The sequence below is a fragment of the Collinsella sp. AM34-10 genome, assembly GCF_003469185.1.
In the GTDB taxonomy this organism is placed as follows: Bacteria; Actinomycetota; Coriobacteriia; order Coriobacteriales; family Coriobacteriaceae; genus Collinsella.
Map to the genome: position 1 here is coordinate 95,432 of NZ_QSIL01000003.1, position 22,233 is coordinate 117,664.

The 22,233-nt window shown below is 53.4% G+C and carries 19 protein-coding genes and 1 pseudogene; 15 read left to right on the forward strand and 5 right to left on the reverse strand.

Annotated features, from left to right (window positions below):
- Positions 1–73: 73 nt before the first annotated feature.
- The 4 genes from DW823_RS03785 to DW823_RS03800 form a co-directional block, all read right to left on the reverse strand.
- Positions 74–1,162, reverse strand: a complete 1,089-nt coding sequence (locus tag DW823_RS03785) for a Xaa-Pro peptidase family protein (RefSeq protein WP_118080447.1) — start codon at positions 1,160–1,162, stop codon at positions 74–76.
- A gap of 483 nt (positions 1,163–1,645) precedes the next feature.
- Positions 1,646–2,044, reverse strand: a complete 399-nt coding sequence (locus DW823_RS03790; protein ID WP_118080449.1) for a DUF1667 domain-containing protein — start codon at positions 2,042–2,044, stop codon at positions 1,646–1,648.
- A 4-nt stretch (positions 2,045–2,048) separates the two neighbouring features.
- Positions 2,049–3,407 (reverse strand): NAD(P)/FAD-dependent oxidoreductase, encoded by a 1,359-nt coding sequence (locus DW823_RS03795; protein ID WP_369831697.1) that lies wholly within the window; start codon positions 3,405–3,407, stop codon positions 2,049–2,051.
- 19 nt (positions 3,408–3,426) lie between these two features.
- Positions 3,427–4,881, reverse strand: a complete 1,455-nt coding sequence (locus tag DW823_RS03800; RefSeq protein WP_118080453.1) for an NAD(P)/FAD-dependent oxidoreductase — start codon at positions 4,879–4,881, stop codon at positions 3,427–3,429.
- Positions 4,882–5,754: 873 nt separating this feature from the next.
- Here DW823_RS03800 and DW823_RS03805 point away from each other — a divergent pair.
- The 15 genes and pseudogenes from DW823_RS03805 to DW823_RS03870 all read left to right on the forward strand — a co-directional run bounded on the left by DW823_RS03805 (position 5,755) and on the right by DW823_RS03870 (position 21,556).
- Positions 5,755–6,186 (forward strand): zinc ribbon domain-containing protein, encoded by a 432-nt coding sequence (locus DW823_RS03805; protein ID WP_006234085.1) that lies wholly within the window; start codon positions 5,755–5,757, stop codon positions 6,184–6,186.
- 211 nt (positions 6,187–6,397) lie between these two features.
- Positions 6,398–8,161, forward strand: coding sequence for a threonine--tRNA ligase (gene thrS / locus DW823_RS03810; protein ID WP_118080455.1), 1,764 nt, complete (start codon positions 6,398–6,400; stop codon positions 8,159–8,161).
- A gap of 326 nt (positions 8,162–8,487) precedes the next feature.
- The gene (locus tag DW823_RS03815; RefSeq protein WP_118080457.1) at positions 8,488–9,078 is read left to right on the forward strand and encodes a hypothetical protein; all 591 of its coding nucleotides are present in this window, start codon (positions 8,488–8,490) and stop codon (positions 9,076–9,078) included.
- Positions 9,079–9,194: 116 nt separating this feature from the next.
- Positions 9,195–9,860, forward strand: a pseudogene (locus tag DW823_RS09905) (sugar transferase).
- Positions 9,861–10,769, forward strand: a complete 909-nt coding sequence (locus DW823_RS03830; RefSeq protein WP_118080463.1) for a glycosyltransferase family 2 protein — start codon at positions 9,861–9,863, stop codon at positions 10,767–10,769. It begins immediately after the preceding pseudogene.
- 61 nt (positions 10,770–10,830) lie between these two features.
- Entirely contained in the window at positions 10,831–12,102 is a 1,272-nt protein-coding gene (locus tag DW823_RS03835) for a nucleotide sugar dehydrogenase (RefSeq protein ID WP_118080466.1), read from the forward strand.
- Positions 12,103–12,153: 51 nt separating this feature from the next.
- Entirely contained in the window at positions 12,154–13,269 is a 1,116-nt protein-coding gene (locus DW823_RS03840; RefSeq protein ID WP_118080468.1) for a glycosyltransferase, read from the forward strand.
- Complete coding sequence (locus DW823_RS03845; protein ID WP_118080470.1) at positions 13,248–14,381, forward strand: EpsG family protein; 1,134 nt, start codon at positions 13,248–13,250, stop codon at positions 14,379–14,381. The genes DW823_RS03840 and DW823_RS03845 overlap by 22 nt, the downstream gene beginning before the upstream one ends.
- A 238-nt stretch (positions 14,382–14,619) precedes the next feature.
- A complete protein-coding gene (locus tag DW823_RS03850; protein ID WP_118080472.1) occupies positions 14,620–15,759 on the forward strand; it encodes a polysaccharide pyruvyl transferase family protein in 1,140 nt (379 codons plus the stop codon).
- A 3-nt stretch (positions 15,760–15,762) separates the two neighbouring features.
- Positions 15,763–17,166 (forward strand): lipopolysaccharide biosynthesis protein, encoded by a 1,404-nt coding sequence (locus DW823_RS03855; protein ID WP_118080474.1) that lies wholly within the window; start codon positions 15,763–15,765, stop codon positions 17,164–17,166.
- Position 17,167: 1 nt separating this feature from the next.
- The gene (locus DW823_RS03860; protein WP_118080476.1) at positions 17,168–18,385 is read left to right on the forward strand and encodes a Coenzyme F420 hydrogenase/dehydrogenase, beta subunit C-terminal domain; all 1,218 of its coding nucleotides are present in this window, start codon (positions 17,168–17,170) and stop codon (positions 18,383–18,385) included.
- 205 nt (positions 18,386–18,590) lie between these two features.
- Positions 18,591–18,746 (forward strand): hypothetical protein, encoded by a 156-nt coding sequence (locus tag DW823_RS09780; RefSeq protein ID WP_158567260.1) that lies wholly within the window; start codon positions 18,591–18,593, stop codon positions 18,744–18,746.
- A 35-nt stretch (positions 18,747–18,781) separates the two neighbouring features.
- Positions 18,782–19,636, forward strand: coding sequence for a macro domain-containing protein (locus tag DW823_RS09665; RefSeq protein ID WP_147350648.1), 855 nt, complete (start codon positions 18,782–18,784; stop codon positions 19,634–19,636).
- Positions 19,637–19,647: 11 nt separating this feature from the next.
- Positions 19,648–20,163, forward strand: coding sequence for a molecular chaperone Tir (locus DW823_RS03865; protein ID WP_118080478.1), 516 nt, complete (start codon positions 19,648–19,650; stop codon positions 20,161–20,163).
- Between the two features lie 340 nt (positions 20,164–20,503).
- A complete protein-coding gene (locus DW823_RS03870; protein WP_158567261.1) occupies positions 20,504–21,556 on the forward strand; it encodes an AbiH family protein in 1,053 nt (350 codons plus the stop codon).
- Positions 21,557–21,707: 151 nt separating this feature from the next.
- On the opposite strand, the gene DW823_RS09785 is transcribed toward DW823_RS03870, so the two are convergent.
- Positions 21,708–22,226: a hypothetical protein gene (locus DW823_RS09785; RefSeq protein ID WP_158567262.1), complete on the reverse strand. Its 519-nt coding sequence runs from the start codon at positions 22,224–22,226 to the stop codon at positions 21,708–21,710.
- Between the last annotated feature and the right edge of the window lie 7 nt (positions 22,227–22,233).

Here is a 22,233-nt window from a genome sequence, read left to right on the forward strand (position 1 = left end):
CTTATTTTTGGGTTCTAGCAGCCCATCCAGGAACTATTCCACCGCAACTTCTAGGGGAGCTTTGGTTGCGTGCCTAGTCTAGGCGGACTGGATCGTGGGGGTAGGCGTTGAGGATCTCGACGCCGGACTCGGTAACCAGGGCAAGGTCCTCGATGCGGACGCCGGTGCGGCCGGGGAGGTAGATGCCCGGCTCGATAGAGAACGTCATGCCTGGCTCTACGACCTGCTCGTTAACGAGCGAGACATCGCCCGGCTCGTGGTCCTGCAGACCGATCGAGTGCCCCAGGCGGTGCGTAAAGTACTGTCCATAGCCCGCATCCTCAATCACGTCTCGCGCGGCGCGGTCCAGGTCGCACATGCGCACGCCCGGTGCGATGAGTGCCTCGGCAGCCTCGTTGGCGCGGCGCACGATGTCGTAGATGCGTACAGTCTCCTCGTCCGGCTCGCCCCAAAAGAACGTGCGTGTCATGTCCGAGCAGTAGTTGCGATGACGCCCGCCAATGTCGAACAGCACCACGTCGCCGCGCTTGAGTACGGTGTCGTCGGGCTCGTGGTGCGGGTCGCCGGCGTTGGCGCCAAAGCTTACGATGGGCGGAAAGCTAAAGCCCTCACAGCCGTGCTTGCGATACAGGCCGAGCATCTGGTCGGCAATTTCGCGCTCCGTCACGCCCTCGTGAACGAGCTTGATGGCGTCGGCCATCACGGCGTCGTTGGCGGCCGAGGACGCGCGCATGAGTTCCTGCTCGGCTTCGTCCTTGTGGGTGCGTGCGGCGGTGACGGCAAAGTCGCCCAGGAAAAACTCGCTGGCGGCGTGGCGCTCCATGAGCGGCATCAAAAAGCCGGAGCGCATGACGGTATCGATGCCGAGGGGCTTGGCAGGATTGACCTCGCGTGTGATGGCGTCGGTCACGACGTCGGTATCGGTGTGATAGGCGACGCGGGCATTGTCATACTCGGGCAGCTGATGCAGAGCGTTGACCAAGATCACGGGCTCGCTACCGCGTGCGAGCAGTACGCCGCAAAAACGTTCGAACATATCGGCATAAAAGCCGGTCAGGTAATAAATCGACCACGGGTCGTTTACAAGCAACTGCGCGCCGGGGTGCTGAGCCTCGAGCGCATCGAGCACGCGCGCCACACGCTGGTTATCGACATGTGCCATGAAACATCCTTTCGCTAGGTTGCCACCATGGTATCCCATGCTTGGCAGCTAGGGACGTTCCTTTTATACCGGCACTTCGGGACACTCCTTGGCATGGCCAGCCTGGCAAGCGTGCAGGAAAAAGGAGTCAGAAGAGGCCCGTCCCAAATGGGCTGCTAGCAAAACTATGGCGGATTACGGGGCTGGACCTGTATTACTTGACCATGGGAAAAATCGCGAGATTAAAACCGCAGGTAGAAGGCTTATCAAAAATCGAAAATTGCCGGTATGGATGGGGGTCTCCGAATCAGCCCCGTAATCCGGCATAGTTTTGAAATGGCACTAAAGTAGGCACAAGCTAAATACCGATCCCAAGGCAAGTTGCGGTGGAATAGTTCCTGGATGCCGGGGTTTTGGCGGAAATCAGGAGCTATTTCACCGCAATTGAGGAGGGGCGGGGTGGATGGCGGGGTAGGTAAAAGAGCCCCGTCCCAAATGAGCTGCTTAGGTTGGGTCGATGTCCATGCTGGCGATGAGGTCGATGCCCGTGTTGAGGAGGTCTTTCAGCACGACGTCGCCCATGTGGATGGGGGCGTCGACGACCAGACCGCGGATGAGGTCCATCGCCTGGGCGTGGAGTGCCAGCGGGATGGCTTCGGCCGTGCGTACGGGCAGCAGCGCCTCGTCGCCGCCGGATGCGGCCACGGTGGTGGTGAGCACGCGCATAGGGCAGGTGAGCTCCTGATGCGCGAACGTATCGCCGCGCGGGCAGCTGTTGCCGGTCACGGAGCGCACCTCTACCACGGCGCCGTCTGCGTCACGCTCTACCTCTACGGTCAGGAGGCACTCGGATGGGCAGGTGGTGCAGTTGAACTGCAGCGTTTCGATCGCGTTTATGCTCATGGCCTTACGCCTCCTCAACGGGATCGACGGAAAGAACAATTTCGCTGGCACCTAGGTCGAGTGCGCGCTGAATCACCTTTGCCGGCAGCGGGAAGCTTTCCATAACGCTCGGTTTGAACGGGCGGACCTTGCCTGCAAACAGTTCCTCGCCGCCTGCCAGAATGCGCACGCGGGCGGCATCGACCGGCCGGCGTACGCGGAAGTTGAGTTTGGTGAGCGCCACAGCCGTAATGCGTCCCGGCAGCGCGTAGCCCGCGATACCGGCGGGGGAGACTGTGAGTTGGCAGCCCGGGTCTATAGCGTCCGCGTCTGCCCCAGCCCCACAACCCAGCGCGTACGCCGCCGCAGCCGTACCAGCACGTTCAGACTCGGTCGTCACGTTGTCGGCCAGGTCGTGCACGTGCAGTACGTTGCCGCAGGCAAAGATGCCTAGCACGCTTGTTTGCAGGCTCTGGTCCACCACGGCGCCGCGCGTGCGTGGGTCAAGTTCAACGCCCGCGGCAACCGAAAGCTCGTTCTCGGGAATCAGGCCAACCGAAAGCAGTAACGTGTCGCACGGAACAACGCGCTCCGTCCCGGCAATGGGTGCCAGGTGCTCGTCGACCTTGCTCACTTCGACGGCCTCAACGCGGTCGTGCCCAATCACACGTGTGACGGTGGTGGACAGGTGCAGCGGAATGCCAAAGTCGTCCAGGCAGTTCTTGACGTTGCGGCGCAGGCCGTTGGCGTACGGCATGAGCTCGTACACGCCCTCGACCGAAATCCCCTCGAGCGTGCAGCGGCGCGCCATGATCAGCCCAATGTCGCCCGAGCCCAAAATGACGGCGCGCGAGCCGGGTTTGAGGTTCTCGATATTGATGTATCGCTGCGCCAGGCCGGCCGTAAACACGCCGGCGGGTCGGCTGCCGGGAATCTTGATCTCGCTGCGTGTGCGCTCGCGGCATCCCATGGCAAGGACGACGGCGCGCCCGGTGAGCTGCAACATGCTGGCGGGGCTCATGAGCGTGACGGTGTGAAGTGCGGCGTCTTCCGTGGACTCGCCCGAATCAATCCCAAGCACCATGCTGTCCAAGAACAGCGCAATGTCGGTTGCGCGAACCTGGTCGATAAAGCGCTGCGCATACTCGGGGCCGGTGAGCTCCTGCTTAAAGTGCGAAAGGCCAAAACCGGGATGGATGCACTGGCGCAGAATGCCGCCCAGATGCTGCTCACGTTCCACGATGGCCACGCGCGCCCCGCCCTTATGCGCGGCAAGCGCGGCTGCCATGCCGGCAGGTCCGCCGCCGATAACGACCACGTCGAACGCCTGCGTGGGTACGGCATCGCCCGCAGCTGCAACCGCGGTATCTCGCCCAGCAACCATATTCAGAGTCGTCGCCATCCTAGCGCACCCCCTTTAGCGGTCCCTCGACCAACCAGGATCCGGCATCCTCCAACAACACCTCGCTGGGGTCGCAGCCCAGTTCGCGCGCCAGGATCGCTACCACGCGGCTCTGGCAAAAGCCGCTCTGGCACCGACCCATGCCGGCACGACAGCGGCGCTTGATACCCTCGACCGAAACCGCGCCCGGGCGGCGTCGGATTGCGGCCACGATCTCGGCCTCGGGCACCGTCTCGCAGCGGCAGACGATTTGTCCCCACGCGGGATCGGACTTGATCAGCTCTTCCTTGCGTGTAAGCGGCGCACGGTCAAAGTCGTCCGGTGCGTGGCGAATCGGGTCCCAATCGTCCCGTTCGCGTAGGGCCGCGCCGGCATCGCGCAGCACCTGCTCCATGCGCTCGGCAATGGCCGGCGCGCTCGCCACGCCCGGCGACTGAATGCCCGCCGCCTGGAACAACCCCGGCACCACGGCCGACTGCCCAATAAAGAAGTCGTTCGTCCCCTGAATGACCGGACGCCCGCCAGCAAACGCGCGCACCACGCGGCGCGTGTCCAGATCGGGCACCAGCTTGCGCGCACCGGTCAGGAGCGCGTTGACATCGGTCGCGTAGGTCTGCGTGTCGCCGGGCTCGCGCACGGCGACCGTCGCGGTAATCACGGTGTTGCCATGAACGGTCCCCGTCACGATGACGCCCTTGGACACCGTCGTGGGAACAGGGTAGAGCGGCATGAGCGTACGCGACTCCTTGTCCAGCACCACAATATTGCCCTGGCGCCAGACCATCTGGAACTCCTCGGCGCCCGCCATATGCGAGATGTCTGCGGCACCGTTGCCCGCGGCGTTAATCAGGTAGTGGCAATGCACGTCGCCGGCGGGCGTTGCCAGCGTAAAGCGCGCGGCTCCGTCATCCGAGTCGGCAACCTCAATGGCCTCCACCGGCGCGGAGCGCATAAACGTCACGCCGTTGGCAACGGCGTTCTCCAACGCGGCGATGGCCACTTCAAACGGGTCGACGTAACCGGTCGAAGGGCACCACAGCGCGCTCGTTGCCTCGGCGCTCGCTCGCGGTTCCAGCTCGTGGATGTGCTCGGGGCCGATAATCGACAGCGCGGGCACGCCGTTGGCCAGGCCATTCTGGCGCAGCTTCTCCAGGTGCGCGCGGTCTTCGTCGTTGAAACCCAGCACCATCGACCCGGTGCGGCGGAACAAAAAGCCTAGCTCCTGGGCCCACGTGCCATATAGCTCGCAACCACGGGCGTTGACCTGCGCCTTGACCGTGCCCGGAGTTGGATCGTAGCCGGCGTGCACCAGGCCGCCGTTGGCCTTCGAGGCGCCCAGCGCGATATCGTTGGCCGCTTCGACCACACAAATGGACATGTCAAAACGCGCAAGCTGCCGCGCGATGGCGCATCCCGTGATGCCCGCGCCCACAATTGCGATATCAAACGTTTCCATCACAGTGCCTCCCAGACAAGTTGACAGGCTGTCAATAGGACTATCCTACGGTCTGCACACCCCCAGTGCAGCGGCAATGCGGCGAACAGCCCCGCAACACCCGCCAACGGCAGGCGAGGGCCGGCCCAGCACGGATGCCGGCCACGTTAGACCGTGAGATCCTTCCACCCAAACTCGCGGTCTGCGCCGCCATCTGATACAGATTGAGATGTTAGCCCGTCGGGTTATTCGTATGTCTCGATCTGTAATAGCTGGCAGGTTTTTTTGGGTCCTTTCTGTTACAGGTTGAGACAAACTTTCCGACGGATTCTGGTTGTCTCGATCTGTAACAGTTAGAACTGTTTTTGGGTTTTAGATGTTTCAAATTGAGATTTAAGCCGGGGAGAGAATAGTTTGTCTAAATCTGTAACATCTGAGACTGTTTTTGCCGAGTTGTTGTTACAGATTGAGATTTAAGTCGGGTAGAGAATGGTTTGTCTGAATCTGTAACATCTGGGACTGTTTTTGCCGAGTAACTGTTACGGATTGAGACATTCGGCCTGGACGTTTTCTTTTGTCTCAATCTGTAACAGTTAGCTGAGGATTTGGGTTCTAGATGTTACAGATCAAGACAAACCTTCCGACGGATTTTGAATGTCTCGATCTGTAACAGTAAGAGGGGTTTTGGGACCCAAGATGTTACAGATCGAGATTGAAGTCGGGGAGGGACCCCCTGTGTCTCGACCTGTAACATCTAGACCCGGATTTCGCCTCTACCTGTTACAGATTGAGATGTTTGTGTCCGCACCGGCCCCGCTTGCAACCGTAGCCCCATATAAACAAACCCCGTGGTAAACTTGACCAGACTGTAAATATTCCGAAAGGTACACCTCAATGTCCAAGTACATCTCCGAGCTCATGTCGCCGCAGCTTATGGGCGTCATCTATGCCTTTGTTGGCTTTATCATCGCCCTGTACGTGCTGTCGGTCGTCTATGTGTTCATTGACGCTCGCCGCCGCGGCGCCAGCGCCTACGTGGCATGGGGCATCATCGCCCTCATCCCGTTTGTGGGTCTCATCGCCTACCTGGTCCTGCGCCCGCACTCCTACGCGGCCGACCGCGAGGAGCAGGAGCTGGACATGGCCCTGCGCGAGCGCCAGCTTGCCCAGTACGGCACTTGCCCGCAGTGCGGCGCCCCCATCGAAAAGGACTTTGTCGTCTGCCCCGTGTGCGACACCCAGGTTCGCAACGTGTGCCCCAGCTGCCATCGCCCGCTCGATGCGCACTGGAAGGTCTGCCCCTACTGCCGAACTCGCATCCAGTAACGCATCCATCGTCGGGCCGGCCGCAAGCCACGCGCGCCCCGCAGGCACCCACCCCCACACGATGAAGCATGCGTAGAAAATCGCCCGCCGTGCCATTAAGGTGCGGCGGGCGCTTGTATACCAAGGCAACCTGCCTATAATGATGCAAGTCAAAAACGCCGAGCGCATCGCACGCACTTGCATCAGGCATCCGAGAGGAGAAAACATACCCATGAAGGCACTCTACAATGACGGTTCGGTGGCCGAGCTTCCGCAGGACGAGGTCACGCACGTCATCCGCCACTCCGCCGCGCACATCATGGCGCAGGCCATCAAGCGTCTCTATCCCGAGGCCGACTTTGCCTACGGCCCCGCGACCGACAACGGTTTTTACTACGACGTCGACCTGCCCGAGGGCGTCAAGATCAGCGAGGACGACTTCCCCGCGATTGAGGCCGAGATGAAGAAGATCGTCAAGGAGAACATCAAGTTCACCGTGTACGAGAAGCCCCGCGCCGAGGCCATCGCCCTTATGGAGGAGCGCGGCGAGAAGTACAAGGTCGAGCACATCGGCGACCTGGACGACGACGCCCGCATCACCTTCTACCAGCAGGGCGACTACATCGACATGTGCGTCGGCCCCCACATCTGCTACACCAAGGCGCTGAAGGCCTTTAAGCTCACCGGCGTCTCGGGCGCCTACTGGAAGGGCGACAAGGACAACAAGATGCTCACCCGCATCAACGGCGTCGCCTTTGCCACCAAGGAAGAGCTCGACGAGCACATGCACATGCTGGAGGAGGCCAAGAAGCGCGATCACCGCAAGATCGGCCGCGAGATGGACCTCTTTATGATGCGCGACGAGGCTCCCGGCTTCCCGTTCTTCCTGCCCAACGGCATGATCCTTAAGAACACGCTGCTGGACTACTGGCGCGAGATCCACCACAAGGCCGGCTACGTGGAGATCTCCACCCCGCTCATCATGAACAAGCAGCTGTGGAAGACCTCGGGCCACTGGGACCACTACAAGGACAACATGTACTCCACCGTCATTGACGACGAAGAGTACTGCATTAAGCCCATGAACTGCCCGGGCGGCGTGCTGGTGTACGCCTCCAAGCCGCACTCCTATCGCGAGCTGCCCATCCGCGCCGGCGAGATTGGCCTGGTGCACCGCCACGAGCTGCGCGGCGCCCTGCACGGCCTGTTCCGCGTGCGCTGCTTTAACCAGGACGACGCCCACCTGTTTGTGCGTCCCGACCAGCTGACCGACGAGATCGTGGGCGTGGTCAACCTTATCGACTCCGTGTACCAGAAGTTTGGCTTTAAGTACCACGTTGAGCTTTCCACCCGCCCCGATGACTCCATGGGTTCGGACGAAGACTGGGCGCGCGCCGAGGAGGGACTGCGCACCGCTCTGGAGAAGCTGGGCATGGACTACGAGGTCAACGAGGGCGACGGCGCCTTCTATGGCCCCAAGATCGACTTCCACCTGGAGGACTCGCTCGGCCGCACCTGGCAGTGCGGCACCGTCCAGCTCGACTTCCAGATGCCGCTCAACTTTGACCTGGAGTACGTGGACGCCGACGGCACCAAGAAGCGCCCCATCATGCTGCACCGCGTGTGCTTTGGCTCCATCGAGCGCTTTATCGGTATTTTGATTGAGCACTTTGCGGGCAAGTTCCCCACCTGGCTGGCTCCCGTGCAGGTCAAGGCGCTTCCGGTTTCCGAGAAGAGTCGCGACTACGCCCACGAGGTGTGCGCCAAGCTGGAGGAGGCCGGCATTCGCGTGGTCTGCGACGACCGCGACGAGAAGATCGGCTACAAGATCCGCGAGGCCCGCAGCATCGACCGCGTGCCCTATATGCTCATCCTGGGCGAGAAGGAGGTCGAGGCCGGCAACATCTCCGTCCGCGACCGTTCCAACGAGACCGTTCAGATGAGCGTTGACGAGTTTGTGGCCAAGGTGCTCGAGGAGATCAAGACTCGCGCCTAGCACAAACAATACAAGAATTTACAAAGGCGATCGTCCTCGCGGGCGGTCGCCTTTTTTGTTGTCTATAGAAGAAAAGCCGCTGGTTAGAGCGGCTTTTTTGTTGTGCAAAAAGGTACAGGTTTTTGTAGAGGCGTATGGAGATGCACCCATTCGCGGCGCATTTTGTGCAATCTGGGAAAACGCGAGCAGTTTGCTCGTATAATGAACCCCGTCGAAAGATACAAAAACCTGTACTTTTGCGACTGCGCCTAGCTGCGAGCGAGAAGCCTGTTCTTAACGCCCCTGCATCCGCGTGCGTCGCGGATGCAAGTTAAGGGGGGCGAGAGATGGAACAGACAATGCGGCGCCAAGAGCAGCTGCCCGGTGCCTTTAGTGGCGCCACTACCAACAGCCAGCATGGCCGCGTCCGCTGGTATCTGGTTCACACCCCCAACGGTAAAGAGCGCGAGACCTGCGAAAAGGTCCGCCGCATTATCCCGCACGAGCTGATGCAGGACGCTTTTGTTATGCAAAAGGAGTTCTGGTTTAAGCGGGACGGCGCCTGGTCGCTCCAAACCAAACCAATGTACAAGGAATACTTCTTCGTCGCCACTCGCGATGCCGCCCTGCTCGATAGGGCTTTGGCCCAGTTGAGCTTTGGCTGCCGCATTGCCGGCAGCAGAGAGCGGGCCTATGCGCCCATGCCGGACGATGCGCAGGACTGGTATCGCAGCGTGCTCGACGACGACGGCGTGGTGCGCAACAGCGTAGCCCGCATAGAAGACGGCGTGCTGCATATAGAGCAAGGGCCCTTGGTGGGGCAAGAGGCCCGTGTAAAGAAGATCGACCGTCATAAGCGCTGGTGCCTGGTAGACGTGGGCGAAGGCGACTCTGCTTTTAGGGAGCTGCTTCCGTTGGACGTACCCAGTAAGACGTAAGGGGACGTCGCACTGGCAATTCATTCGCATTTGAATTCATCGATTGGGGGATCCCTGGGGACAGGGACGTGGATTTGAACTTGACTGTTGAAGAGAAGACTGAAAGCAGAGCATCCATGGGGGAGACGCTAACTATTCGGAAGATACAACCGAGCGGTACGTTGGTCTACCGTTTCTTGAAGAGGCTGTTCGATTTCGTGTTCAGCCTTTGTGTGAGCGTGGTGCTGATAATTCCAGTGTCTATTGTTTGCGCGTTTATTTCCCTTGAATCTCCCGGAAATCCGTTGTATGCACAGGAGCGCGTCGGCAAGGGCGGCAAGACTATCAAGATCCTTAAGCTTCGCAGCATGGTCGCCGACGCTGGCGATGTATAGAAGTATCTGAGCCCTGAGCAGCTACATCAGTGGGAAGTCGAGCGCAAGGTCGACGATGATCCTCGCATTACCAAAATCGGTCAGTTCATCCGCAAGTGCTCCATTGATGAGATGCCGCAGTTCCTGAGCGTGCTGAACGGCGACCTTTCCGTCATCGGACCTCGCCCCATTACAAGAGACGAACTTGAGCAGCACTTTTCCGATGAGGAAAAGGCTGAACTGCTTTCTGTCCAGCCCGGCATTACGGGCCTGTGGCAGGCGACTGACCGCAACGCTGCGACCTTCGAGAGCGGACTGCGTCAAATAATTGAACTTCATTACGTGCGCAATCGCTGCTTTCGTATGGACTGGAAGTGCTTCACAGGCACTTTTGGTGCCATGTTTGGCAAGAAGAGGACGGGGCGATAGATGGCTATTGAGAATGGACCTCTGGTTAGCGTTATTGTCCCAACCTATAAAAGGGCAGATCGGCTGGCAAAAGCTTTAAGTTCTATTTCGAATCAGTCATATAAGAACCTGGAAATTATTGTCGTTAACGACAATGAAGTGAATTCCGAGTGGGACAAGGAAACAAACAAAGTACTTTCAGCATACGAAGATTCGCGTCTAAGGACTATCCATACTGCTGGTCGTACGGGCGGAGGTTCCGCGCGTAATTATGCATGTCGTCAAGCGATGGGCGATTACCTGGCATTTCTTGATGATGATGATGAGTTTCTCTCAGATAAGGTCGAAACGCAGCTTGTCTATATGCTGGAAAATGGCCTCGATATGTGCTGGCAGGATGTCTCTTGGTATAACGAGTCAGGTAAACTCGTGGAGCATCGCCGGCTCAATCATTGTGATGATTTCTCAAAACAGGGTTTGCTCAGAGCACATCTATTAACGCCAATAGCACCCACATCAATCTACATGCTAAAGAAGAGTCTGTTTGACGTGACCGAGGGATTCGGCGAAGTTGCCACGGGCCAAGACTGGTGGCTAATGCTTCGTTGTATTGAAGCCGGTGCACGTATTGGCTATATGCCAGAAGTCCATGTGCATCAGTATTTGCATTCTGGCGAGCGCCTTTCCCTGGGAAACAACAAGATCGAAGGCGAAGTGGCGAGACACAAAGTCGTTCAAAGTTATTACCCACAGCTCGATAAGAAAGATATTAACTATATAGAGTTTCGACATAACGCCGTCCTGGCATTTGCAATGAAGCGTAGCCGACGATATATGGATGCGTTCGGCTACGCGATCAAGGCTTTCTTTGCGTCGCCGAGTGCCTGCGTTACCGAAGCATTTGGATTCTTTAGGAAAAGTAAATCTTAGAAAAGTAAATCTTAGCAACGAGTTATGAACCGTAACTTCAATTCTTCTGAGGAGTCGTTTTATGACTGAAAAATTAAAAATTGCTGTCGCCGGTACCGGCTACGTCGGTCTGTCCCTCGCCGTCCTGCTTTCGCAGCACAACGAGGTGCACGCGCTGGACATCGTGCCCGAGAAGGTCGAGAAGATCAACAACTTCGTGTCGCCCATCCAGGACGACGAGATCGAGCGCTTCCTGGCGGGGGCCAAGGCGGGGGAGTGCGAGCTCGACCTGCACGCCACCGTCGACGTTGCAGATGCATACACGGGCGCCGACTACGCCGTCATCGCCACGCCCACCAACTACGACTCCGATAAGAACTTCTTCGACACTTCCTCCGTCGAGGCCGCCATCGCCGCCGTGCGCTCGGTGAACCCGGACGCCTGGATCGTCATCAAGTCTACGATCCCCGTGGGCTACACCGCGGGCCTTCGCGAGAGGCTGGGCGACAGCAAGATCTTCTTCAGCCCCGAGTTCCTGCGCGAGAGCAAGGCACTCTATGACAACCTGCACCCCAGCCGCATCGTGGTGGGCGCGCCCAAGGACGACGCTGACGCCGTCGCGGCCGCCGAGCGCTTCGCCGCCCTGCTCGCGCAGGGCGCCGACCCCGCCGAGCTGGAGCGCGTGAACGCCGACGGCACCGTGGGCATCCCGGAGTTGGTGCTGGGCACCACCGAGGCCGAGGCCGTGAAGTTCTTCGCCAACACCTACCTGGCGCTGCGCGTGGCCTACTTCAACGAGCTCGACACCTACTGCGAGGTGCGAGGCCTCAACACCCGCGATGTCATCGACGGCGTTTGCCTGGAGCCGCGCATCGGAAGCCACTACAACAACCCCAGCTTCGGCTACGGCGGCTACTGCCTGCCCAAGGACACCAAGCAGCTGCTGGCCAACTACAAGGACGTGCCACAGAACCTGATCGAGGCCATCGTGGACGCCAACCGCACCCGCAAGGACTTCGTGGCCGACGAGGTGCTGCAGATGGTGTGGGACCGCGTGTACGCCGGCAAGGAGAAACCGGTCGTGGGCGTGTACCGCCTGACGATGAAGTCGAACTCCGACAACTTCCGCGCGAGCTCCATCCAGGGCGTCATGAAGCGCGTGAAGGCCAAGGGCGTGCCCGTGGTGGTCTATGAGCCCACGCTGGACGCGCCGGAGTTCTTCGGCTCTGAGGTGACCCACGACCTGGAGGCCTTCAAGGCCGGCTGCGACGTGATCGTGGCCAACCGCTGGAGCGACGAACTCGCGGACGTGGCGAACAAGGTGTACACGAGGGATCTGTTTAAGCGGGACTAGCCCAATTGATTTGTTTTGGGTATGTTGCGCCAGAAGTAGGAAGAGGTTCACTTGGGTTTCGAACGCACAAAAGTACTTCAGTTGGTTGGCCACCTTGGCTGCGGTGGTGACACGACTGCAATTATGAATGCTATACACGGTTTTAAGGATGACTCAATTGATGTCGATTTTCTTACCCATAGTGGCTGTGATGTTTCTTTTATTGAGACGCTGCGCAACGAAGGCCATAGGGTCGTGGTTCTTGATGGCGATTTTCGAAAACTAAAGTTCAAGTATTCCATTGCTGTTGAAAATGCAATTCGAAGTCTTGATACCAATTACGATGTATTTCATGCACACACTTCTCTTCAGTCTGGCTTGGCTCTAAAAGCGGCAAAAAAACTGGGGATTCCGAAGAGGATTTGTCATTCTCATGTAGGTGCAATACAACGAAGAACAAGTTTTGCCCAGCGTGCTGTCCTTGAATCTCCGCTTAGAAAAGAGTGCGTACAGAATTCCAGCCTCCTAGTCGCGTGTAGTCGTGCTGCAGGGGATTTTCTATTTAAAGATAATCCTTATAGATTGCTTTATAACGGGGTTGATGTGTCTGCCTCGGATTCAGTTTCGAATAAAGACTGTAAATCTTTTCGAAATGAAATCGGCTGTCCTTCTGACGCGATTCTAATTGGTCAAGTGGCAAGGTTTAGCAGTATGAAAAATCAGCTGTTTACGCTTGACCTTGCAAAGAATTTAAAGAATTCCGATAAATACTTTTTCGTTTTTGTCGGAGAGGGTTCAAGCCTTAACAAGATTCAAGAAAAGGCAGCTGAATACGGGCTTCTAAATACTTCTTTCATTGGTCGACGAGACGATATGGCCTGCATCATGAAGTCTTTGGATTGTCTTTTACTTCCGTCTCTTCCGGGTGAAGGTTTTCCGATGACAATTCTTGAGGGAGTTTCTGCCGGTACTCGCTGCCTTATTTCTGAGAACGTTACTGAAGAGGTACTCATGCTCGGTCCAGCGTTAGTAACGCGACTGCCTCTTGATGGCAAGCGTTGGACTGAACAAATTCACACATTGCATCACAAAGATAAGGCTCAAATAGATCTCGGTCAAAACGCCATGATTGATAACGGGCTTGATTTAGGGACCTTTTCCGAAAAATGGGAAAGAATGTACAGGTAAGAGATATGGCGATATATCTGTTTGAAATGACCTTTATTGCTTTATTTGGTGCAGTCCTGTGTCGTGAGACTGAGAAGAGAACAAAGCTGTATATTACGTTATGTTTCTTTATGCTAACTTTCGTTGCGGGGATTCGTTCGGTAAACGTTGGAGTTGATACCGAGCAGTTTTGCAGAGCTTATCAAATGATAGGCATGACGCCTTGGGATAACTTGTTTTCCAGTTTTCGCTATGAGTGGGGCTTTTTGGTTCTTTGCAAGGTGCTGAATTATGTCTCTGTGAACCCGCAGCTGTTGATCATTGTCTCAAGCATATTGATAAATGTGCCATTGGGAGTATTTATATTTCGTAATTCTTCCTCTGCTGCTTTGAGTACTTTTCTATATATCGGTTTAGGCTTGTACGCTTCTAACATGAATATCATGCGTGAAGCTATTGCGGTATCTTTTGTTTTAATTGGTTTTGAAATGCTTAAGGCAAATCGCAGTTTGCTGTTCTTCCTGTTTGTAGCGATTGCGTCTGGCTTTCATCAAACTGCTCCGTTTTTAGTAATTCTATGGCCTCTATGGCGACTTGGATTTAATAGAAAGTCGATCTTGGTTTACGTCATTTTATTCATGGTAGCGTTTATTTTTGCTCATCAAATATCAAATCTCCTTGCGAGTTTAGTGGGCAGGGAGCAGCTCTATAACAGTGAGTTTACTGGTAGCAATTATTTTGGCGCTCTGCTCAAGGCCCTTTTGGCGCTGTTTGTTGCTGTTATTGTTTTGAATTATTTTCGGGTTGGGCAAAGGGTTGGAATTCAACTCAGTAACGTTGATCAATTTTACTGTCATATGCTCATGTTTTGGATATTATTTTCAATTCTTGGTATGCAAATTCAGATATTTAGCCGCCTCTGTATGTATTTCAATGTATTTGCGCTTGTTGGAATTACTTGTGCGCTTAGGTTTATTGAAAACGCCGGCGAGCGGGTTTTCATGATGTTGTTATTGGGCGTTGTTGCATTAAGTTATTTCATCATTGTTGGCTTATTTAGGCCGGAGTGGCAAGGCGTAATTCCGTATGAAGTCGGAGTTAACTTTTCTGACTGCGCATCTCTCATGCGTTAGCTGGAAAGCTTTACGGTGCGCTCGTCAATATCGAATTAACTTAAATTCATTATTTGAGTATAAGTATTTGCCTTCCGTTGTTGCTTGCGCTGGGGTTTCTGGGCTTATTGGGTTTCCATGTCGAGGTTCTTCCCCTGGATTCGTCTTGCTGTGTCGCGCTGTTCGACGTTGTTGTATAGATCTCAAATGAGGTTAGGAATTGTCGGCTACGACAAAGATTTGATTAGTGAGGATAGGAATGAATAATAAAGTTAAAATGGCCATTAAATCCGTGCCAGTCGTCTCTGGTATTGCAAAGGGTTTGAATCGCACAGTGGGGATAACCTTTCGTCATGCCGTCCGTTATCCTTCGATGCGTGAGTTGAACGTCAAACTTGTCAACTCGTTGCAGAAATTGAATGATGCTAATGACATGAGGATCTGGTATTTTGGAGTTCCAATTCATCAGAATTTGGGAGACCAGGCTCAAAAATTCGTTATCGAAAAATGGCTTGAAAACAATTATCCGATGGCGGAGATTATTAAAATACCGAGTCAAGCGTTTAACGCTGGTACTCGTAGAGTTATCCGTATAATAAAGAAGTTTATTCAGCCCAATGATTTAATAGTCATGCAGAGCGGTCATACGATGGACGGACTCCACGACGATGAGACGCCGCATAGGCTTGCTTCAACTTGTTTTCCCGATAACAGAATTATTTTTTTCCCGACTTCAATTCGTTTTAACAGCAAACGTGGTAAAGAATTGGACCGTAAGGCAATAGGGTCACACGTTAATACTTTGTTTTTGGCTAGGGATGCCGTCTCTGCACAGATTGCTCGAGATTTGTATCCTCGACTTGATGTCCGTCTTTATCCTGACGTTGTGACCTCATTGATTGGGAAATATTCCTTTGATAACCAGCGCGAAGGTGTATTGCTTTGCGCTCGAAACGATGGCGAGAAGCTGTACTCTTATGCGGCCATCGATAAGCTTGCTTCTGCTCTTTCCGGTCTTTGTGATGTTTCTCGGACTGACACCACCGTTAAATGGGATGGTATCGATTTGGACTCTCATGATGCTTGGACCGGAATCGAGGGCGTCATTGAATCTTATTCGCAAAAGTGCGTTATTGTTACCGATCGTTATCATGGCACGATATTTGCCCGTATTGCCGGAACGCCCGTTGTGGTTCTTAAGACTAATGATCACAAGGTTGTCTCAGGTGCCAAATGGTTTACAGATGCAGGGGATAAGGGGATTGTTGTTGCTGACAATCTTGAGGAGGTCCCAGGGCTTGTGTCCGATTTCATGAAGCGCTTCCCGGACGGCGTTTCCGCTCCTGCTTTCGCTGCCGATTATTATGATGGTCTGAAATCCGTTATTGAGGAAATGTAATACATGAAGAAAAGCTATAAGGCACTTGTAAGCGATGCTGCAGTTTTTGCTGCCGGCAACATGCTTACGAAATTGATACAGTTCTTATTGCTTCCGATGTATACCGCACTGCTTACTACTGAGCAATACGGTATTGGTGAGCTTGTAAACAATACTGCCGAATTGCTGTATCCCCTTTGCTGCCTCGGTGTCTATGAGGGCGTGTTTCGTTTTTCAATCGATCGGGACTCCGATAATAAGGCCGTACTCTCTACGGGTATCGGTATTGCTCTTTCCCTTTTGCCGGTTGTGGCAGCTGCGGGAATTTTCGGCTATTCATTTACTGGCTTTGATTACACATGGCAATTGGTCATTCTCTGCTTTATTACTTCCTTTAAAGTGATTTTCCTTCAATTTTCCAAGGGCATCGGTAAGACTCGACTTTATGCCTCATCGGGGGTTTTGGGCGCACTAACGTTGTTCTGTGCCGGCTACCTTTTCCTCGGCGTTTTTGGTATGGGCGTAAATGGCTACCTGCTGGCGCTGATTCTGTCGCAGGGCATTCAACTTTTGCTTGTCTTTTTTGGGGCCAAAGTCTGGCGTTTTGCCAGTATGGGTGCATTTTCAAAACCACTGGCGCGTGACCTGCTGCGTTATAGCCTCCCAATGATTCCTAACGCCCTGGCTTGGTGGTTTGTTAATCTCTCCGGTCGTTATATCGTTATGTTCTCGCAAGGCGCCGATGTCGCAGGACTATACACAGCCGCTTCTAAGTTGCCTGCGGTGATGAATATGGTTGTTACCATTTTCCAACAGTCGTGGCAGATTTTCTCAGCACGTGAGTACGATGCAAGTGATTCTAGGAGTTCCTTCGGAACAGTTTTTAAGGTCTTTACTGCATTCCTTTTGTGTGCTGGTTCATTAGTTATTGCACTGACTGTTCCACTTTCGCGCATTATGCTTAGCGGTGATTTTTTTGCCGCTTACGTCTTCGTGCCTTTTCTGATGCTCAGTTCTGTCATTAGTGGATATTCGACTTATTTCGGCACGCTATACAACGCAGCTAAGAACAACAGCATGATATTTGTGACAACTATGGTTGGCGCTTTTGTTAATGTGGTGCTTGGCGCTTTGCTCTCTTTTGCAATCGGGGCCTGGGGGCCCATCATTGCTGGTGTTGTTGCCTATGTTTTGATTTCACTCATGAGGGCTTATGACACAAAGAGATTAATTAACATTGATGTTGACATCCCATATCAGGTCATTGGACTCGGGCTGCTGCTTGTTGAATGTGTCCTCATTTCATTTGGTTTTGCATTCGCAACTCTGGTTTCTATCGTCTGCTCTCTCCTCTTCATGCTGTTCACGCTATACAGGTATCGAAAGATCGTTAAAACTCTCTTGAAATCATTGAAAGTAGGACATTAACGTGTATAAAGAAGAGAGAATTGGTTTACCAGCTCCAGATAATTGCCTTGGTTGCTCGGCATGTGTGGCAGCGTGCGCTAGGGGAGCCTTGAATCTCGAACAGGATGAGCGCGGCTTCTATCGGCCGTCGGTTGATGATGGGCTTTGCGTTGGTTGCGGCGCTTGCTCTAGGGCATGTCCTGTTGTTGGTTCGCCAACCTCACGACGCAGGCCTTTAAAGACGATGGCTGCCTGGGACAAGGATCGGGGTCGTCGTTTGGCCGCAACATCTGGCGGCATGTTTATGCTTCTTGCCGATGCCTTTGTGAGTCAAGGCGGCTGGGTGTGCGGTGCGGCCATGAACGAAAATATGATTGTTGAGCACATTGTCTCTAACGATATTAATGTCATCGTCAAGATGCGCGGTTCGAAGTATGTCCAGAGCCGTATTGATGCGGCTCTGTCAGACTGTCTTGATTTGCTTAAACGCGGTGAGAGGGTTCTGTTTTCCGGAACTTCCTGCCAGGTCGATGCGATGCGCAGATTGGCGCGCGGCCGACTTTCCGCGAATCTTATGACGGTAGATGTTCTTTGCCATGGCGCACCGTCTCCCAGGGTTTGGAGCGACTATGTTTCTTATCGTGAGAGGGAGGTCGGAAGTAAGGCTGTTTCTGCACGATTTAGGAAGAAAGATCCTTCGTGGACAGTATTCAGCCTTGAAATGCTGTTTGAAAACGGGGATAGACGTTCTTGGTGCACTGTGGACGACTATTATCTCCGAGCTTTCCTCGGTGATTACATTACGCAAAATGCTTGCCATTCGTGTCCCTATACGGGGACTGACCGATTGAGCGATATCACGCTCGCAGATTTCTGGGGCTACGTTTCGGAGTCGCGCGCTGATAGAAATACCGAAGACGGTATTAGTCTTGTTCTTGTTAATTCTGATGCTGGAATGGGTTTGCTTAAATCCGTTGACGGTGTCCACTTGATTGACAAAGAGCTTGGCGAGGCGGTTAAGGGCAATCCCCCTTTGAGGACGGTGTTTCCCGCAAATGGCAGGTCCGATGAGTTTTGGGCCGATTATGAGAAAGGCGGTTTCGAGTCTGTTCTTGACGAGTATTTGGGACCGCGTGCTTCTAGTAAAAAGCATCAGCTTAGTCTCTGGTTCAATGATCATGCCTATTTCTTCCCGGGCCCGCTTCGTCACGCATTGGTAAGCGCGAGGGGTGGAAAATAGTCAGGTGGCTATTTGCTTATGGGACATGTAGCGTGTCGGTTTGAGGGGTATTGGCGAAAGCCGGTGCCCTTTCTTATTCGTCGCGGTGTCCACTTCAATAGGGTTCCCGGGGTGTTATTGATTCACGCGCTCACTGTCTGGAGCATGACGTTGTATATTCGCATACCGATCTGTTAATAGGGTTGGCTAATAACGGGGGATTGTTATGCCGCTGGCCGATAGCGTATTCATTGGTTTAAATATGAGTGGCACCCCTGAAGATAGTTATCAAGAAGAGCTCGAGTGCCTGCTGTTTGAGCTCGATTGGGCTCGTGAGAACCATAGAGTGCCTTTGGATTATATCGTTTCGGCTAAGGATTAGTGAAATGCGGATGACTAAACTTATCGACACACTTCGTGTTCGCAGCCATCTTTGGCGAAGCTGTTTTTGTTAAATGGTGCGGGGGAGTGTTTGGGATTTGGGGTGTATTAGTTTCCTTTATTTCCCTAGATGACCTTGGACTAAGTAATACTTGCCTAAAGATTATGGCTCTTTTGGTCTTGCTCTTTTTGTCGTGCGTGGGCAGTACTGCTCACGCCGCTCTTAAGCGAAATCGAGAGTTTTGGTCTTGTGGCAGCTCGTCGCTGCAGGCGTGTTATGGGGATTTGTTTTCGTTCGCAGACGATTTTGAAGGTGGTCATTGTTGTTGCGTTATTCCTGTCAATACGACTTTCGATACCGTAGTCGATAAACCGGGCTCCTGCATGCATCCACTCGTTTCGCCATTTAGCCTGCATGGCCTTTGGCTTTCCAAGATGCAGGAGCGCGGTCTGTCTGTTGCCGAAATTGACCGAAGGATTTACGACGCTCTTACGGATGTCGATCCGGTGTCCGTTAAAACAGCTCCTGTTGAATTTCGTGGCAAAACAAATGAGTATCCGGTTGGGACCGTTGTTCCCTTTTCCGTCGGTAATATTACGTACCTGCTTACTGCTCTATCTCAATTCGATGGCCGGAATGTCGCTCATAGTGATAGAGAGAACCTACTTTTGGCTCTAAATGGCGTGATTGAATTCCATGATGGAAACGGTCAGGGTTGTAATTTGGTTATTCCTCTAATGGGTACAGGTTTATCGCGCATGGGTTTGGACCATAAGGGATCATTCAGTTTAATCACTTCATTTTTAACGCTCCATCGCGATAAATTGATCGGGCATACGACAGTTGTCGTCTACTCTGGCGATGTTGATAAGGTTTCTATTTGGGATTAAGAGGAGCTCGCATGGTTTATCGTACAAGAACCTATATTGCAGCTGATTGGGACCATGATTTCGACGCTGTTGACCAATTGAGAAAGTGGAACGACAGCGGCTATTGGTCGCTTAGTTTTACCGATGCCCATGAGCTTCATCAGTCTCGTGATACAAGCAAGCCCTGTAACATCAAGGCATCTCTTAGGCAACGCATGGACGCTTCAAAGCGTTTTGTTCTAGTTGTGGGTGACCATACCGACACGGTAACAAAGGGTAGCTGCCAGTGGTGCTGGTCGTATCGTCGTGGATATAAGCTGTGCAACGTTGGAAAGTACGTTACGTTTGAGAGCTATATCGAAAACGAATGCAGGATGGCCAAGGAGGCTAGCGTCGAAATCGTAGTTCTCTACAATTCTGCGCGCGTGAACAGGTCTTTGTGTCCTGAAGTTATCAGGGATTGCGGCGTTCATGCCCCAATGAAAAGCCGTCGCAAGGGCTATTTGGACTGGGACTACCAGCAAGTAAAAATGGCGCTTGGGATGTAGGGCTAAGCGTTCGTGCTGATTGGGATTGTCCTGTGAGAGATTTTAGTAATCCTGATTAGCAAAGCTCCATCTATTCTTGATTTCATGCCTATCAATTTGATCTTCCTTGTAGGTACACGCGAATTTATACGGTTGCTGCTGGTTCGGATGAGCATTTGCGCTACTCGCTTGTCGAGCTATTTAGCTCAGGTAACTTCATGATGCACTAAGGATATTTACTTGAATTCAGGGGTGACGTAACCGAATTGATTCTTATCTTAATTTGGATGTCTCCTGGCGCTGGAGGCGTTTTAACATTGAAGCCTTAGGTGATTGTTTCGATATAGATTGGCGGGGCTTGGTGTTTAAGATTCTCTGGATTATTGGTAACGGCTTTGATATAAATCTTGGCCTAAATACGGGGTATCGTTCATTTCTGTTGAATAAATATTTTGCAGACGGCACGTCGAATAAATATCGAGATGAACTTGTCGGACGCTTGGGGGATTTTGATCCAGGGTCTCAATCCAATCTCTGGTCAGATCTTGAGCTGCTATTGGGCGAGACTACCAAGCTTTACGAGGATGATGTCGAGCTATTTCACGAGACGTTTGAGGATATTCAGCAGCAGCTGTTGGAATATGTGGCGCAAGAGTCGCAGCGGCTACCAGATGTGTTCCCTCCGGCCACAATTACAGAATTCAAGGATTCGTTGTGCCTATTTTCTCGACGGCTTGCGCCGTTGGATCGAGTCGATGCTATTTCGGAACTAGCCCCACTGGATAACGCTTGGGTTTCTGCTATTTCTCTCAATTACACTCGTGCTTTCGATTCGTTTTGGAATGCAGCTTGCCAAAACGGCAGATTACACCTGCAAATGCTTGGCGATGAGGTCAATTATTATTATGAGGATCGGCTTCTTCATTTACATGGAGGTGTTGATGATTTGGGCAATGGAGCTTCTCCGGTTTTTGGAGTCTCTGACCATTCTCAGATTTCCTCTGTCCCGTTGTCCAACGATGCTGATTTTACTGAATTGTGGATCAAGAGTCAGCGAAACGCTGGCATATTGCGTAATAACAATACCCAGGATATGGCTGATCTCGTGAGTTCCGCTAATCTCATTTGTATTTATGGGTGCAGTCTTGGTCGCAGTGATGCTTATATTTGGAAAGAAGTCGGAAAGAATATTGTGAGCTCCGTTACCCCTCTATATATTTTTGATTACGAGCTACCCGATCGAAGATCTGGCTCTTATCGGCGTTTCCAAAAACAGCGGCAAATGCTAATCGACACGTTTTTATCTGTCGCCGAAATCAAAGGCTCGGATAAGGAGCTTGCGGTTAAGCGCATTGTTCCAGTCGAATCCTCGAGACTCTTCCGGTTCGGTTCTCGGTTGAAATTGGATGAGTGACCATTTACTCGTTTAGCCACTGAGTATCGCGAAGTTACGCTACCGTTATTGAGCGTAGCGCTGCGAGCGATATCGTATGTGATGCTCTCTTGTTGCCGGCGCCCGGCTTCGTGTCGTTGTTGCATGTCTGTTTCGCCCATGACGAACCAGATTACGTGTGACACGTATGTGCATCTCGCCATACTTTAGTATGAGACGATTTCTCTATCAATTGTCGTATCTTGCCGATAGTCATATTCGGACTGCCGCGCAGTCGAGTGAACGGGGCGTTCGGCCTGCTCATGATTGGCGAGTGGCTGCTCGACAAACCGGATGTCGAGTTCAGGTCGATGCTGCTGGAGCCGACGAAGCTGGGGTACGGTATCGCCTCGACCGTCTCCTGCACCCAGTTCAAGAAGAAGGGCTGCGCTCGCCCCTCGGCGGCGGGCTCCATGCGGACGTCATCATGGACGATATCGCGCACAATGCGGTCTAGGTCGATATGGGTGAGGCCAAAATGGGGAGCGCCGCGGACAGACTGGTAGCAGCAAAATGCATCATGGTCATCGCCGACCCCGGTGCCCAGACACAATAACGGCGGTGACTTTTTGCGATATTCAGCAGTGCTCAAGCGAGCAAATACGCAGCCGCGCTCAGCACAACAAGAAAGTGTTAGATTGTTGAAAGCCATAAAACCT

Excerpts from the sequence above, each read along its gene's own strand:
- DW823_RS03850 (WP_118080472.1), top strand. The coding sequence starts at position 14,620 with ATGAATAATAAAGTTAAAATGGCCATTAAATCCGTGCCAGTCGTCTCT.
- DW823_RS03835 (WP_118080466.1), top strand. The coding sequence starts at position 10,831 with ATGACTGAAAAATTAAAAATTGCTGTCGCCGGTACCGGCTACGTCGGT.
- DW823_RS03815 (WP_118080457.1), top strand. The coding sequence starts at position 8,488 with ATGGAACAGACAATGCGGCGCCAAGAGCAGCTGCCCGGTGCCTTTAGT.
- thrS (WP_118080455.1), top strand. The coding sequence starts at position 6,398 with ATGAAGGCACTCTACAATGACGGTTCGGTGGCCGAGCTTCCGCAGGAC.
- DW823_RS03830 (WP_118080463.1), top strand. The coding sequence starts at position 9,861 with ATGGCTATTGAGAATGGACCTCTGGTTAGCGTTATTGTCCCAACCTAT.
- DW823_RS09780 (WP_158567260.1), top strand. The coding sequence starts at position 18,591 with ATGCCGCTGGCCGATAGCGTATTCATTGGTTTAAATATGAGTGGCACC.
- DW823_RS03790 (WP_118080449.1), bottom strand. The coding sequence starts at position 2,044 with ATGAGCATAAACGCGATCGAAACGCTGCAGTTCAACTGCACCACCTGC.
- DW823_RS03805 (WP_006234085.1), top strand. The coding sequence starts at position 5,755 with ATGTCCAAGTACATCTCCGAGCTCATGTCGCCGCAGCTTATGGGCGTC.
- DW823_RS09785 (WP_158567262.1), bottom strand. The coding sequence starts at position 22,226 with ATGGCTTTCAACAATCTAACACTTTCTTGTTGTGCTGAGCGCGGCTGC.
- DW823_RS03795 (WP_369831697.1), bottom strand. The coding sequence starts at position 3,407 with ATGGTTGCTGGGCGAGATACCGCGGTTGCAGCTGCGGGCGATGCCGTA.
- DW823_RS03855 (WP_118080474.1), top strand. The coding sequence starts at position 15,763 with ATGAAGAAAAGCTATAAGGCACTTGTAAGCGATGCTGCAGTTTTTGCT.
- DW823_RS03845 (WP_118080470.1), top strand. The coding sequence starts at position 13,248 with ATGGGAAAGAATGTACAGGTAAGAGATATGGCGATATATCTGTTTGAA.
- DW823_RS03800 (WP_118080453.1), bottom strand. The coding sequence starts at position 4,881 with ATGGAAACGTTTGATATCGCAATTGTGGGCGCGGGCATCACGGGATGC.
- DW823_RS03865 (WP_118080478.1), top strand. The coding sequence starts at position 19,648 with ATGGTTTATCGTACAAGAACCTATATTGCAGCTGATTGGGACCATGAT.
- DW823_RS03785 (WP_118080447.1), bottom strand. The coding sequence starts at position 1,162 with ATGGCACATGTCGATAACCAGCGTGTGGCGCGCGTGCTCGATGCGCTC.